At 56.7% G+C, this 13347-nt stretch carries 11 protein-coding genes; 3 read left to right on the plus strand and 8 right to left on the minus strand.

Annotation, left to right across the window (positions count from 1 at the left end; genetic code table 11):
- Nucleotides 1-40 precede the first annotated feature (40 nt).
- The 4 genes from proY to phoB form a co-directional block, all read right to left on the minus strand.
- Nucleotides 41-1414, minus strand: coding sequence for a proline-specific permease ProY (gene proY, locus ACOTX4_RS06235; RefSeq protein ID WP_003859117.1), 1374 nt, complete (start codon nucleotides 1412-1414; stop codon nucleotides 41-43).
- A gap of 81 nt (nucleotides 1415-1495) precedes the next feature.
- Nucleotides 1496-2815, minus strand: coding sequence for a branched-chain amino acid transporter carrier protein BrnQ (gene brnQ / locus ACOTX4_RS06240; protein ID WP_003859118.1), 1320 nt, complete (start codon nucleotides 2813-2815; stop codon nucleotides 1496-1498).
- A 409-nt stretch (nucleotides 2816-3224) separates the two neighbouring features.
- On the minus strand, nucleotides 3225-4520 hold the full coding sequence (gene phoR / locus ACOTX4_RS06245) for a phosphate regulon sensor histidine kinase PhoR (protein WP_003859119.1): 1296 nt from the start codon (nucleotides 4518-4520) through the stop codon (nucleotides 3225-3227).
- A gap of 21 nt (nucleotides 4521-4541) precedes the next feature.
- Nucleotides 4542-5231 (minus strand): phosphate response regulator transcription factor PhoB, encoded by a 690-nt coding sequence (gene phoB / locus ACOTX4_RS06250; RefSeq protein WP_003859122.1) that lies wholly within the window; start codon nucleotides 5229-5231, stop codon nucleotides 4542-4544.
- Nucleotides 5232-5418: 187 nt separating this feature from the next.
- Here phoB and sbcD point away from each other — a divergent pair, with 187 nt between their 5' ends.
- Together sbcD and sbcC are read left to right on the plus strand one after the other, a co-directional pair.
- The gene (gene sbcD, locus ACOTX4_RS06255; RefSeq protein ID WP_017694432.1) at nucleotides 5419-6624 is read left to right on the plus strand and encodes an exonuclease subunit SbcD; all 1206 of its coding nucleotides are present in this window, start codon (nucleotides 5419-5421) and stop codon (nucleotides 6622-6624) included.
- A complete protein-coding gene (gene sbcC, locus ACOTX4_RS06260; protein ID WP_045330276.1) occupies nucleotides 6621-9752 on the plus strand; it encodes an exonuclease subunit SbcC in 3132 nt (1043 codons plus the stop codon). The genes sbcD and sbcC overlap by 4 nt, the downstream gene beginning before the upstream one ends.
- A 97-nt stretch (nucleotides 9753-9849) precedes the next feature.
- Here sbcC and mak read toward each other — a convergent pair whose 3' ends face one another.
- On the minus strand, nucleotides 9850-10755 hold the full coding sequence (mak, locus tag ACOTX4_RS06265) for a fructokinase (protein ID WP_003859127.1): 906 nt from the start codon (nucleotides 10753-10755) through the stop codon (nucleotides 9850-9852).
- 123 nt (nucleotides 10756-10878) lie between these two features.
- On the opposite strand from mak, the gene rdgC reads away from it, so the two are divergent.
- Entirely contained in the window at nucleotides 10879-11793 is a 915-nt protein-coding gene (gene rdgC / locus ACOTX4_RS06270) for a recombination-associated protein RdgC (RefSeq protein ID WP_421635362.1), read from the plus strand.
- A gap of 47 nt (nucleotides 11794-11840) precedes the next feature.
- On the opposite strand, the gene ppnP is transcribed toward rdgC, so the two are convergent.
- From ppnP to yaiA, 3 genes are all read right to left on the minus strand, one after another.
- The gene (gene ppnP, locus ACOTX4_RS06275; RefSeq protein WP_003859131.1) at nucleotides 11841-12128 is read right to left on the minus strand and encodes a pyrimidine/purine nucleoside phosphorylase; all 288 of its coding nucleotides are present in this window, start codon (nucleotides 12126-12128) and stop codon (nucleotides 11841-11843) included.
- 71 nt (nucleotides 12129-12199) lie between these two features.
- Nucleotides 12200-12877: an AroM family protein gene (locus tag ACOTX4_RS06280; protein WP_003859133.1), complete on the minus strand. Its 678-nt coding sequence runs from the start codon at nucleotides 12875-12877 to the stop codon at nucleotides 12200-12202.
- A 236-nt stretch (nucleotides 12878-13113) separates the two neighbouring features.
- Complete coding sequence (gene yaiA / locus ACOTX4_RS06285; RefSeq protein WP_003859135.1) at nucleotides 13114-13305, minus strand: protein YaiA; 192 nt, start codon at nucleotides 13303-13305, stop codon at nucleotides 13114-13116.
- Nucleotides 13306-13347: the final 42 nt, after the last annotated feature.

Here is a 13347-nt window from a genome sequence, read left to right on the forward strand (position 1 = left end):
TCACCCTAACCCTCTCCCACGGGGAGAGGGGAAAAGAATGTTACTGTGCTTCCGCCAGCTGACGATCGCGGCGACATTTAAACATCCAGCCCACCAGCAGCAGGACGATCCACGCGAAGCCCACGTACAGGGAAATACGGGTATCCGGGTGATAACCAATCAGGCCAATGATGAAGACCAGGAAGATCAGACCGACAATGGTCGTTGGCACGCCGCCCGGCACTTTAAACTTCAGCGCTTTGGCCTCTTCTGGCGACAGGCGGCGACGGAACGCAATCTGCGACAGCAGGATCATGATCCATACCCACACGGTGGCGAAGGTCGCCAGTGACGCAATCACCAGGAAGACGTTCTCCGGCATGATGTAGTTCAGGTAGACCGAGAACAGCAGCGCCACGGTCATGACCAGCACCGTTACCCACGGGGTGCCGCGACGCGACGTTTTGGCAAACACCTTCGGCGCACTGCCCTGCTCCGCCATGCCGTGCAGCATACGGCCCACGCCGAACACGTCACTGTTGATGGCCGACAGCGAGGCGGTCAGCACCACAAAGTTGAGAATGCTGGCGGCAAACGCAATGCCCATATGCTGGAAAGTCAGGACAAACGGGCTGCCGTTGGTGCCCACCTGGTTCCACGGGTAGATGGACATAATCACAAACAGCGTGCCCACGTAGAACACCAGGATACGCATCGGCACCGAGTTGATGGCGCGCGGAATAGACTTCTCCGGATCTTTCGCTTCCCCGGCGGTGATGCCGATAATCTCGATTCCGCCATAGGCGAACATGACCATCTGGAGCGACATGACCATCCCGAGCCAGCCGTTGCTAAAGAAGCCGCCGTTGCTCCACAGGTTATGGATGCCGGTTGGCTGCCCACCGTTGCCGATACCCCAGATGATGATGCCGAAACCGGCGAGGATCATGATGATAATGGTCGCGACCTTGAAGAAGGAGAACCAGAACTCCAGCTCGCCAAACACCTTCACGCTCATCAGGTTAACGGCGCAGATAATCAGCACCACGCTCAGCACCCAGATCCAGTGCGGCACGGCAGGGAACCAGACCCCCATATAGATGCCAAACGCCGTCACATCGGCAATGGCGACAATCAGGATTTCAAAGCAATAAGTCCAGCCGGTGATAAACCCGGCCAGCGGGCCTAAGTTCTCTTGTGCATAGCGTGAAAACGAGCTGGCAGACGGGTTGTGAACCGACATCTCCCCCAGCGCACGCATGATGATATAGGCCGCGGCACCGCCGATGATGTAGGCCAGCAGAACGCTTGGACCGGCCATTTTGATGGCATCTGCCGAGCCATAAAAAAGACCGGTGCCGATAGCCGAGCCCAGCGCCATAAAGCGGATGTGGCGGGTGCTCAATCCACGTTTAAGTTTGTTAGTGCTTTCCATTAAAATCTTGCCATTCAACACGAAAAAAACAAAAAACCACGGGGCCTTAAGCCCCGTGGTTAAACAATTTGTTGCCGTTGATTAATGGGCGTTGGATGTCACCTGACGCCCGGCCGCACGGTCCCAGATAATCGCAAGAACCAGCGCTACAACGGAAGGCATCAGCCAGGCCAGGCCCTGCTCGGACAGCGGCAGACGCTGTGTCCAGGCTGGCAGGATTTCTGCAAATGCTGATGCTTTGATCCCGTCAAGGATACCAAAAATCAGGCTGATAAACATGGCCGGCGCAATAATTCGCGTCGAGTTATGCCACCACGGGCGGGTGAAGCTCAGCACCACCAGCACGATACATGGCGGATAGATAGCCGTCAGCACCGGAATTGACACCTGGATCAGGTGGCTCAGACCGAGGTTTGAAACCGCCATGGAGAAGATGCCGAGGATAAACACCAGCGTGCGGTAAGAGAGCGGCAGATACTGAGCGAAGAACTCCGCGCAGGCGCAGGTCAGACCCACCGCCGTCACCAGACAGGCCAGGAAAATCAGCGCTGCCAGCAGCATGCTGCCTGCACCACCAAAGGTGTGCTGCACGTAAGCATGCAGGATCGCCGCGCCGTTTGCGCTCTGATCGACCAGCGTTGCGCTATCTGAACCCAGACGGAACAGCGCCAGATACAGCAGCGTCAGGCCGACACCGGCCATCAGGCCAGCCCAGATAGTGTAACGAGTCAGCAGGCGCGCTTCGGTCACCCCACGGGAACGCGCGGCGTTAACGATAACGATACCAAACACCATCGCGCCAAGCGTATCCATCGTCAGATAGCCGTTCACGAAACCGTTTGAGAACGCCGCGTTCTGGTAGGCGTCCATCGCGGAGCTGATGGGCCCCGCAGGCCAGACAATGGCCGCAACCGCCAGCACAATCAGCGCCACAATTTTCAGTGGTGCCAGGAAGTTACCTACGGTATCCAGCAGTTTGCCCGGATAGAGAGAAACCAGAATCACGATGGCGAAGTAAATGAGGCTGTAAATAAACAGTGGCATCGCGCCGTCACCGGTCAGCGGGGCGATACCCACTTCAAAGGAGACGGTCGCCGTGCGCGGGGTCGCGAACAGCGGGCCAACGGCCAGATAGCAGACGGTTGCCAGCAGAACGCCAGCCACTTTGCCAATCGGGGTGCTGAGGCTGTCCACACCGCCACCGACTTTCGCCAGCGCGATAACGGTCAGTACCGGCAGGCCCACGGCAGTAAGCAGGAAGCCAAACGCAGCCGTCCAGACGTGTTCACCCGCCTGTAAGCCAACCATTGGAGGAAAAATGATATTACCTGCGCCAACGAACAGCGCAAATGTCATAAAGCCCAGCGCGATAATGTCACGCGATTTCAAGTGATGGGTCATAAAACCTTACTGCCTGTGGATGTGGTGTTGAATACGTTGAGATTTTCGCCATCCCTGATGGGACGATACAGCGGAAAATTTGCTCAATTTCAGCGGGATATGCTCCCGTCCTGGCGTGGCGAAGAATAGTTTTTCGATTTACCACGCAAATACAGTCGGTCTGACAGTATATGGGGGGCAATTTAAACGCTTATAACGTTTAAAGGCAAGAAGGGATCGTAAAACCAGAACAATATGCCAGCATGAAAATCCAGACCAACATAATATGCCACGTATAAGAAAAACTCATGGCTAATCATGCGAACAAAAAAGCACCAGCCGTATAATATTCATCCGCGTTTCGCTTGACTGCAAAGCAAACGGGCCAGCAATCGCTGGCCCGTGGAAAGGTAGCCTGACACACACGCTGTCAGGCGCTTTTTTTGGCAATTAATCGTTCCGGAATCACGAAGCTAAAGCGCGTGCCCTTACCGAGGGTGCTTTCGATATTGAGCCGGCTTTCGTGGTGGCTGACGGCATGCTTCACAATTGCCAGCCCCAGTCCGCTTCCGCCGGTCTGCCGCGAGCGCGCCTTATCCACCCGGTAGAACCGTTCGGTGAGACGCGGGAGGTGTTCAGGCCCAATCCCCGGCCCGTTGTCCTCGACGCTAAACTCAGCCCCTGCCGGAGTATGCTGCCAGCGTACCGCGATATGCGTCCCTGTCGGGGTATGATTCACGGCGTTATAGACCAGGTTTGAGATAGCGCTTCGCAGCTCATCTTCACTGCCGAGCACTTTCAGCGTGTTATCAACATCAAAACTCAGGGTGTGCTGATTATGACTCAGCGTTTGGGCTTCGCGCTCCACCACCCGCAACATCATCGGCACATCAATGATGTCGTTTAGCGCCAGCGACGGGGCAGCCTCAATTTTTGAAAGCGTCAGCAGCTGTTTGACCAGCCCTTCCATGCGGAACGTCTGTTCCCGCATGGTATGCAGCGCTTTCTCACGCGGCGCCCCCTCAAGCGTTTGCTCCTGCATCATCTCCAGATAGCCCTGAAGCACCGTCAACGGCGTACGCAGCTCGTGGCTGACGTTGGCAAAGAAGTTACGTCTCGCGCCCTCAAGCTGGTGCATCTGGGTAACGTCCCTCGCCACCATCAGCCACTGCCGATCGCTGTAGGGCATCACGCGGATCTCCAGATGGCGACCGTTATTGAGCTTCAGATTGTGCGGGCGCGAAAAATCCCGCTTTTTCAGATACAGCGTGAACTCGGGATAACGCAGAAGGTTCAGGATGTTCTGACCGTTATCATCCGGCCAGCGCAGGCCCAGCAGCTGTTGCGCGAGGCCATTGCACCAGAAGATTGTCCCTTCTTCCGTCGTCAGGATCACCGCGTCCGGCAGCGACTCCGCACCGCTACGAAAGCGTTTGATCAGGCTTCCCAGCTCACGACGGCGCTTTTTGTTACGCATCTGCATCTGGTGCAGGCCGTAGAGTAGCGGTTCCCAGCTCCCGCTTCCCGGCGGGGGTGTCATACTTCTGTCGACCCACAGCCACCAGGAAAGACGCAGTAAATTCCAGAAATGCCAGACGAGCAATCCCGTCACGGCCACCAGTAAAAACCACGGCAGATAGCCAAAGATAGCCCCCAGAATGAGGGCCGGAATACAGCATAAGATCAGTTCAAAGACGAGCCTTTTCCATGACAGACGTTCCAGCACGCGTCACACTCCTGTCATTGTTCAGAAACGGGTCGAGAAGCGATAACCCGTGCCGCGGACCGTCTGTACCATGCGATCGTGGCCGCTCAGTTCCAGTGCTTTACGCAGGCGGCGAATATGGACGTCAACCGTTCGGTCTTCGACATAGACGTTAGTTCCCCAGACGTTATTCAGCAACTGTTCGCGGCTGTAAACGCGCTCCGGGTGTGTCATAAAGAAGTGCAGGAGTTTAAATTCGGTGGGGCCCATATCGAGGGGATTTTCACCGGTCATGACCCGGTGCGAGGTAGGATCCAGGCTCAGCCCCTGCATCTCAATCACCTCTTCCACCGCCATCGGTGAAATACGGCGCATCACGGCTTTGATACGCGCCACCAGCTCTTTCGGGGAGAACGGTTTGGTGATGTAATCGTCCGCGCCGGTTTCCAGACCGCGCACGCGATCCTCTTCCTCGCCGCGCGCCGTCAGCATCACCACCGGGATATCACGGGTCATCGCCTCGCGTTTGATATGCTTGATAAACTGTAATCCGGAACCGCCAGGCAGCATCCAGTCCAGCAGGATCAGATCGGGCCAGGGTTCATTCAGCTGGTTCACCGCGCTGTCATAATCTTCCGCTTCAACCGGCTGGAAGCCATTTTGTTCAAGCACGAAGCACACCATTTCACGGATCGGAGCTTCATCTTCTACGACCAGAATACGTCTCGCCATACTTTGCCCTGTCTTATCGTATTTAAGTTACAAGTCTGTAATGCGGCGTCATTATGCGTCAGATTTATGACAGATTTATGAAAAACATTACCACGATAAATAGCAAACTGTTGTTTTATTACAGCGGTTATTTTCCGTTCCCCGAACGTTTATAATCCTGCTTTCTTATTATTGCCACGGATCTTTTATGCGCATACTTCACACCTCAGACTGGCACCTGGGTCAAAATTTTTACAGCAAAAGCCGCGCCGCGGAACATGAAGCGTTCCTGAACTGGCTGCTGGAGACGGCTCAGGCTCACGAGGTGGACGCGATTATTGTGGCGGGCGACATTTTTGATACCGGATCGCCGCCGAGCTATGCGCGTGAGCTATACAACCGTTTTGTGGTCAACCTCCAGCAAACCGGTTGTCACCTGGTGATTGTCGCCGGAAATCATGACTCGGTGGCGACGCTGAATGAATCCCGCGATATTCTGGCGTTCCTCAATACCACCGTGGTGGCCAGCGCCGGGCACGCGCCGCAGATCCTGAAAAAACGCGACGGCACGCCGGGCGCGGTGCTGTGCCCAATCCCGTTTTTACGCCCGCGAGATATCGTGCAAAGCCAGGCGGGTCTGTCCGGCAGCGAAAAACAGCAGCATCTGTTGCAGGCCATCACCCGCTATTATCACCAGCAGCATACGGAAGCCTGCGCCCTGCGCGGCGATCAGGCCATTCCGATCATTGCCACCGGACACCTCACCACCGTCGGAGCCAGTAAGAGTGATGCGGTGCGCGAGATCTATATCGGTACGCTGGACGCGTTTCCGGCGCAAAACTTCCCCCCCGCCGACTACATTGCCCTCGGGCATATTCACCGGGCGCAGATCATCGGCGGCTGCGAGCATATCCGCTACTGCGGCTCGCCCATTTCGCTCAGTTTTGACGAAACGGGCAAAGCCAAATCCGTCCATCTGGTGAGCTTCACCGGGGGCAAACTCAGCGCCGTTGAGACGCTTGAGGTGCCGGTCACCCAGCCGCTGGCGGTGCTGAAAGGCGATCTGGCCGCCATTACCGCTCAGCTTGAGCAGTGGCGCGGCGCAGCGCTTAATCCCCCCGTCTGGCTCGATATCGAAATCACCACCGACGACTACCTGTACGATATGCAGCGTAAAATTCAGACGCTGACGGAAGACCTTCCCGTGGAAGTACTGCTGGTACGCCGCAGCCGCGAGCAGCGCGAGAAAATACTGCTCAACGCCCAGCGTGAAACGCTTAGCGAACTTCGGGTTGAAGAGGTGTTCGCGCGGCGGCTTGCGCATGAAGAGGTGGACGAGGCCAGACGCACCAGGCTTAACGAGCTGTTTGCCCAGACCCTGCACTCCCTCCATGACGAGGACGAAAACGCATGAAAATTCTGAGCCTGCGTCTGAAAAATCTGAATTCGCTAAAGGGTGAGTGGAAAATTGATTTCACCGCGGAGCCGTTCGCCAGCAACGGGCTGTTTGCCATCACCGGCGCAACCGGCGCGGGTAAAACCACGCTGCTGGATGCCATCTGCCTGGCGCTGTACCACGAAACGCCGCGTCTTAATAAGGTCTCTCAGGCGCAAAACGACCTGATGACGCGCGATACCGCCGAATGCCTGGCGGAAGTGGAATTTGAGGTCAAAGGCGTTGCTTATCGCGCTTTCTGGAGCCAGAACCGCGCCCGCAACCAGCCGGACGGGAACTTACAGGCACCGCGCGTAGAGCTGGCCCGCTGCGAAGACGGCAAAATTCTGGCCGACAAAGTCACGGATAAGCTGGAACAAACCGCCGCACTCACCGGGCTGGACTATGGTCGCTTTACCCGCTCGATGTTGCTCTCGCAGGGGCAGTTTGCCGCCTTCCTGAACGCTAAACCGAGCGATCGCGCTGAGCTGCTGGAGGAACTGACCGGCACGGAAATTTACGGCCAGATTTCCGCCATGGTTTTTGAAAAACACAAAGCGGCACGTAACGCGCTGGAGATGTGCGAAGCGCAGGCCGCAGGGGTTGTGCTGTTGAGCGAGGAACAGCAGCAGCACTTGCAGCAAAGTTTGCAGGCACTTACTGACGAAGAGAAAATCCTGCTGGCACAGCAGCAGAGCCAACAGAAAGATTTTCAGTGGCTTACGCGTAACGACGAACTGATACGTGAGCAGCAGCGCGCAGCCGCTTCGCAGCAGCAGGCGCAACAGGCTCTGACGGACGCCGCGCCGCAACTGGCTAAGCTCCAGCTGGCGCAGCCCGCCGCCCAGCTACGTCCGCTATGGCAGCACCAGCAGGAGCAGACCGCCCGCCTGTCGCAAACCGCAGAGCGAATTGTCGAAGTAAATACTCGCTTACTCGACAGAGCGGCACAGCGCGCGCGTATCCGCAACGGTGCGCAGCGCAACCGTGAACAGTTGCAGACAGAGCACACGGCGCTGACGCAGTGGCTAACCGAACACGATCGTTTCCGTCAGTGGGGACAGGAAATTGCCGGCTGGCGGGCGCATTTTACGCAGCTGAATCGCGATAAAAATCAGCTTGTTGCCCAGGCAGCGCGCATGGCTGAGCTTCGTCAGAAGCTGGCTGAGCTGCCGGAGAGTACGCTGACGCTGACGGCTGAGGATCTCGCGACGGCAATGGAGCAACAGGCACAATCGCGGGCGCTCCGCCAGCGTCTGACTGCGCTTCACGCTCGCTATCAGCCGCTGCAAAAACGACTGCGCCAGAATGCGGAAAGCGTGCAGAAAGCGCAGGCTGAGCAGGGTAAGCTCAATGAAACGCTGATCCTGCGGCGTCAGCAGTTCAAAGAAAAAAATCAGCACTATGCCGACCTGAAAGCGCTCTGTGAGCGTGAGGCGACAATCAAGGATCTTGAGAATTATCGTGCTCAGCTGGAAGCGGGTAAGCCTTGCCCGCTCTGCGGTTCACGCGAACACCCGGCAGTTGTGCAGTATCAGGCGCTTGAACTGACTGACAATCAGCGCCGCCGCGACGCGCTGGAGAAAGAGGTTGCTGCGCTAAAAGAGGAAGGATTGCTGGTGCTCGGGCAGGTGAATGCGCTGACCCAACAGATCCAGCGCGAGACTGAGGAAGCACAGGCTCTCTCTGAGGAAGAGCAAGCACTCACTAAAGAGTGGCTGGAGGTCTGCACCTCCCTGAACATAGCGCTGAATATTCAGGATGATATAGCACTCTGGATGAGCGCACAGGAGCAGTATGAACGCCAGCTGTATCAGCTCAGCCAGCGTCTGACGCTGCAAAACCAGCTCATTGAACAGGAAGGTCAGGCGCGCCAGTACCAGCAGCAGCTGACGGCGACGCGTCAGGCGCTGGCGGCCTCGCTAGAGTCGCTGTCGCTTAGCGTGCCCGATGAAGGGGCCGAAAGCGCCTGGCTGAGCGCGCGCGAAAGCGAATATACCCTGTGGCAGGAAAAACAGGCCCAGCACGGTACGATTCAGGAACGTATTAACGCCCTGATGCCAATCCTGGAGACGCTGCCGGTTACCGATGATACAGAAGCCGACGCGGTTATACCTGAGAAGTGGCGCGGCATCCACGACGAATGCGTGTCGCTGCAAAGCCAGCTCACCACCCTCCAGCAGCAGGAGACGCTTGAGCGTGAACGGCTCCAGCAATCACAGGCTCAGTTCAACGCCGCGCTGACCGCGAGCTGCTTTGCCGATCGGGAGGCATTTCTCTCCGCCCTGCTGGATGAAGCGTCGATCCGCCAGCTTGAACAGCAAAAGCAGACGCTGGAAAACCAGCTCCAGCAGACCACGGCGCTTTCGGTGCAGGCAAGCCAGCAGCTTCAGGCGCATCAGGCACAGCGCCCCGAGGGGCTGGAAACCGATGCCGCAACGCTTCAGGCGCAGTTACATCAGCTGGCGCAACAGCTTCGGGACAACACCACGCATCAGGGGGAGATCCGCCAGCAGCTCAAACAGGACGCCGATAACCGTCTGCACCAGCAGGCGCTTATGCAGCAGATTGAGGAGGCGGCGCGTCAGGCCGACGACTGGGGCTATCTCAATGCGCTGATAGGCTCCAGCACCGGCGATAAATTCCGTAAATTCGCCCAGGGGCTAACGCTGGATAATCTGGTGTGGCTTGCCAACCAGCAGCTCAACCGTCTGCATGGCCGCTATCTGCTTCAGCGTAAAGCCAGCGACGCGCTGGAGCTGGAAGTGGTCGATACCTGGCAGGCCGATGCGATACGCGATACCCGTACCCTTTCCGGCGGGGAGAGTTTCCTGGTCAGTCTGGCGCTGGCTTTAGCGCTTTCCGATCTGGTCAGTCACAAAACGCGCATTGATTCGCTGTTCCTGGATGAAGGGTTCGGCACGCTCGACAGTGAAACGCTGGACACCGCGCTGGATGCGCTCGACGCACTGAACGCCACCGGGAAAACCATCGGCGTGATCAGCCACGTTGAGGCGATGAAAGAGCGTATTCCGGTGCAGATCAAGGTGAAGAAGATCAACGGGCTGGGGTATAGCAGGCTGGACAGGGAGTTTGCGGTGAATTGAATGGGGGACGGTGCGGTCTGATGCCCTCACCCTGGCCCTCTCCCTGTGGGAGAGGGTACAAACATCAAAAACGGCAACGCAAGTTACCGTTTTGCGTTTATTCCGGCCACAGCCACGCCGCACCTCGCACGCCGCTGGAGTCACCGTGGACGGCTTTGCGGATCGGTGTTTCGCACTCGCCGCCAAATACCCACTGTTTCACCAGCGTTGGCACCGTGGCGTAAAGTCGGTCGACGTTGCTCATGCCGCCGCCCAGCACAATCACGTCCGGATCGAGGATATTGATCACATGCGCCAGTGACTTAGCCAGCCGCATTTCGTAGCGGCTGAGCGCCAGTTCAGCCACCGGATCCTGCTCCTCAACCAGACGCATAATCTCGTTACCTTTCAGCGGCTGGCCGCTCAGACGATGATAATCGGTGGCAAACCCCGTACCGGAGATAAAGGTCTCTATACAGCCCTGCTTGCCACAGTAGCACGGCACTTCGGCGCGGTATTTGAGTTCATCTTCATCCATCCACGGCAGCGGGTTGTGCCCCCACTCGCCCGCGGTGCCGTTGCCGCCAATATGCGAGCGCCCTCCGAAGGCCACGCCCGCCCCGCAGCCGGTGCCGATAATTACGGCAAATACGGTCTGCGCGCCAGCCGCTGCGCCATCCACGGCCTCAGACACCGCCAGGCAGTTTGCGTCATTCGCCAGACGCACTTCCCGGTTCAGGCGTTGGCTTAAGTCCTTATCAAACGGCTGACCGTTGAGCCAGGTGGAGTTGGCGTTTTTCACCACGCCGGTATACGGCGAAATGGAGCCAGGGATCCCCATCCCGACTGTGCCCGTCTCGCCCGTTGCCTGCTCTGCCATATCGACCAGGCGGGCAATCGTCTCTATGGTCTGGTGATAATCATCGCGCGGCGTAGGCAGACGGTGGCGAAACAGTTGCTCCCCCTGCTCGCTCAACGCAATGACTTCTGTTTTGGTGCCGCCCAAATCAATCCCAATACGCACAAGACACTCCTCATTATTTTGATTATCAACAGAGTAGAAGCCTGCTTCCCGATTAGCAATGCAAGCGATGCGACAATTCGTTATCATGCCCGCTGATTTAACGACAAGGCCGTGGAAATTATCATGCTGTGGTTCAAAAATTTGATGGTTTACCGTCTCAGCCGCGACGTTTCGCTGCGTGCAGAAGAGATGGAAAAACAGTTAGCCGCTTACTCCTTTACCCCTTGCGGTAGCCAGGATATGGCAAAAACCGGCTGGGTTCCGCCAATGGGTTCTCAAAGCGATGCGCTGACCCACGCCAGCAGCACGGGGCAAATCATCGTTTGCGCCCGCAAAGAAGAGAAGATCCTGCCGACGCCCGTGGTTAAGCAGGCACTCGAAGCGAAGATCTTCAAGCTGGAAGCTGAACAGGGCCGTAAGCTTAAAAAAACCGAAAAAGATTCGCTGAAGGATGAAGTGCTGCACTCGCTGCTGCCGCGCGCCTTTAGCCGCTTTAGCCAGACCATGATGTGGATCGACACCGTTAACGAGCTGATTATGGTGGACTGCGCCAGCGCCAAAAAAGCCGAAGATACGCTGGCGCTGCTGCGTAAGAGCCTTGGCTCATTACCGGTGGTACCGCTGGCGCTGGAAACGCCGATTGAGCTGACCCTGACCGAGTGGGTGCGCAGCGGGACTGCCGCGCAGGGCTTCCAGATCCTTGATGAAGCAGAGCTGAAAGCGTTGCTGGAAGATGGCGGCGTGATCCGCGCGAAGAAACAGGAACTGGTGAGCGACGAAATCGCCGTGCACATTGAAGCGGGCAAAGTGGTGACCAAACTGGCTCTCGACTGGCAGCAGCGCATTCAGTTTGTGATGTGTGATGATGGATCCGTGAAGCGCCTGAAATTCTGCGATGAACTGCGCGATCAGAACGAAGATATCGACCGCGAAGATTATGCTCAGCGCTTTGACGCAGACTTTATCCTGATGACCGGCGAGCTGGCGGCGCTAATTCAGAACCTGGTGGAAGGTCTCGGCGGCGAAGCGCAGCGCTGACAGGCAAAACGTAGGCCGGGTAAGCGAATGCGCCACCCGGCATGCTTTTATTTCAGATAGCGGCACAGATAAGAGGTTGGCTCTGCAACCTGTAAATGGAACTCGCTGTGGCCCGGCACGTTGAAGACCTGCCCGGCACTATATACTTTCCACTCCGTTTCACCCGGCAGCAGGACGTTCAGCGCGCCGCTGACCACCGTCATCTCTTCCGCTTCTGCGGTGCCAAAGGTGTATTCCCCTTCCGCCATTACGCCGACACTGGCGCGGCCAGTGCTGCTGCTGGTAAAACCAATGGATTTCACTTTACCGGAAAAGTATTCGTTACTTTGAAGCATAAACTGGCCCTTATATTTATAGAGAAAAATCCACTATAGGGGCCATGCTCATGACCTGTCACGCAAAATCATTACACCAGTAATTCTGACGCCAGACGCGCCATCAGGACGTTAGAGAGCAGCACCGGAACATCCAGCGCCTTTTGCAATAAATCACGATGCCGCTGATGGAAGCCCAGGCAGTCGAGCATCAGGACATCCGCCCCTCTGTCGATCAATTCCTGCCCAGCCGCAATCAGCTTCGCTTCGCTGTCCCAGAACGGGTTAGCCAGCGCGTACAGCGGGGTGTGCTCCAGCGCAGCCCACTTCACCGTCTGGTTATCCAGCAGTTCCTCAACGGGAACGATGACCCCAACCTGATGACCATCAACAATAGAGGCCACCAGCGGGGGGATAATCCGCATCGGTTCGAGCAGAATGGCATTACGCGCGCTGAGTCCTTTAACGGGTGCCGTGCTCATCAGCAAAATGACGTCATAGTCCTGATTGTCGAGCACTTCGATCACGCCCTGTAGCGCGCGCTCGATTTTCTGGCGCGACACATGCGCCAGTTTACCGTCACTGAGTAACGTTGCCAGGGGATCTTCCCCCTCTCCGACCGCGTAGTCTTCCATGACCTCTTCCCGACTGAGCTTCCCTAACAGACTGAGATGCGTAATTTGTTGTTCAGAGACATGCTCGGTTAAGAGCGGTAATACTTCGCTTACAGGCACCACACCAATCGTGAGGATCGCCAACGTCGCCTTCATTTTGATCGCCTTCCGTTACTACCACAACTGCCACACAGGTGCAGGCTCACTACGCTGCGCTGTTCATTTATTCAACAAAACAGCACCAAGCGTAGCAGGGGATCTCAACACCGTAGTGTAAAGATCGACTGGCCTTTCCGAATCCACCTGTAATAACTAAATATTAACTGCTGCTTAACATCAGCGATAAGTTAAAAGTGTGATTCAGGCACGGTTGTAACGAATTCGGATTCCTGTCAGGACTTCTCAGGATCCTCATAGCGCCGTTTCGCATCCAGCGCTTCCTGTTCGGTTTCATGTTCGCTGATCAGCGAATCAGGTTTAGGGTGATCGGCACGCAGCTGGTACCAGGTTACGGTTTGATCGCCATTACCTTTTTCAACGGTAACGATGCGGGCTTCACGTGGATAGGGAGGTCTGGTTGGCATAGCTCATCCTTTTTTTATGTCTGAGCTATGAGTATAGACGGC

Source organism: Enterobacter cloacae complex sp. IR5459 (genome assembly GCF_049238005.1).
In the GTDB taxonomy this organism is placed as follows: domain Bacteria; phylum Pseudomonadota; class Gammaproteobacteria; order Enterobacterales; family Enterobacteriaceae; genus Enterobacter; species Enterobacter hormaechei_C.

Bases quoted from the DNA above. Each gene is read 5' to 3' on its own strand.
- proY (WP_003859117.1), bottom strand. From the start codon at position 1,414: ATGGAAAGCACTAACAAACTTAAACGTGGATTGAGCACCCGCCACATC.
- brnQ (WP_003859118.1), bottom strand. From the start codon at position 2,815: ATGACCCATCACTTGAAATCGCGTGACATTATCGCGCTGGGCTTTATG.
- phoB (WP_003859122.1), bottom strand. From the start codon at position 5,231: ATGGCGAGACGTATTCTGGTCGTAGAAGATGAAGCTCCGATCCGTGAA.
- sbcD (WP_017694432.1), top strand. From the start codon at position 5,419: ATGCGCATACTTCACACCTCAGACTGGCACCTGGGTCAAAATTTTTAC.
- sbcC (WP_045330276.1), top strand. From the start codon at position 6,621: ATGAAAATTCTGAGCCTGCGTCTGAAAAATCTGAATTCGCTAAAGGGT.
- rdgC (WP_421635362.1), top strand. From the start codon at position 10,879: ATGCTGTGGTTCAAAAATTTGATGGTTTACCGTCTCAGCCGCGACGTT.
- ppnP (WP_003859131.1), bottom strand. From the start codon at position 12,128: ATGCTTCAAAGTAACGAATACTTTTCCGGTAAAGTGAAATCCATTGGT.
- ACOTX4_RS06280 (WP_003859133.1), bottom strand. From the start codon at position 12,877: ATGAAGGCGACGTTGGCGATCCTCACGATTGGTGTGGTGCCTGTAAGC.
- yaiA (WP_003859135.1), bottom strand. From the start codon at position 13,305: ATGCCAACCAGACCTCCCTATCCACGTGAAGCCCGCATCGTTACCGTT.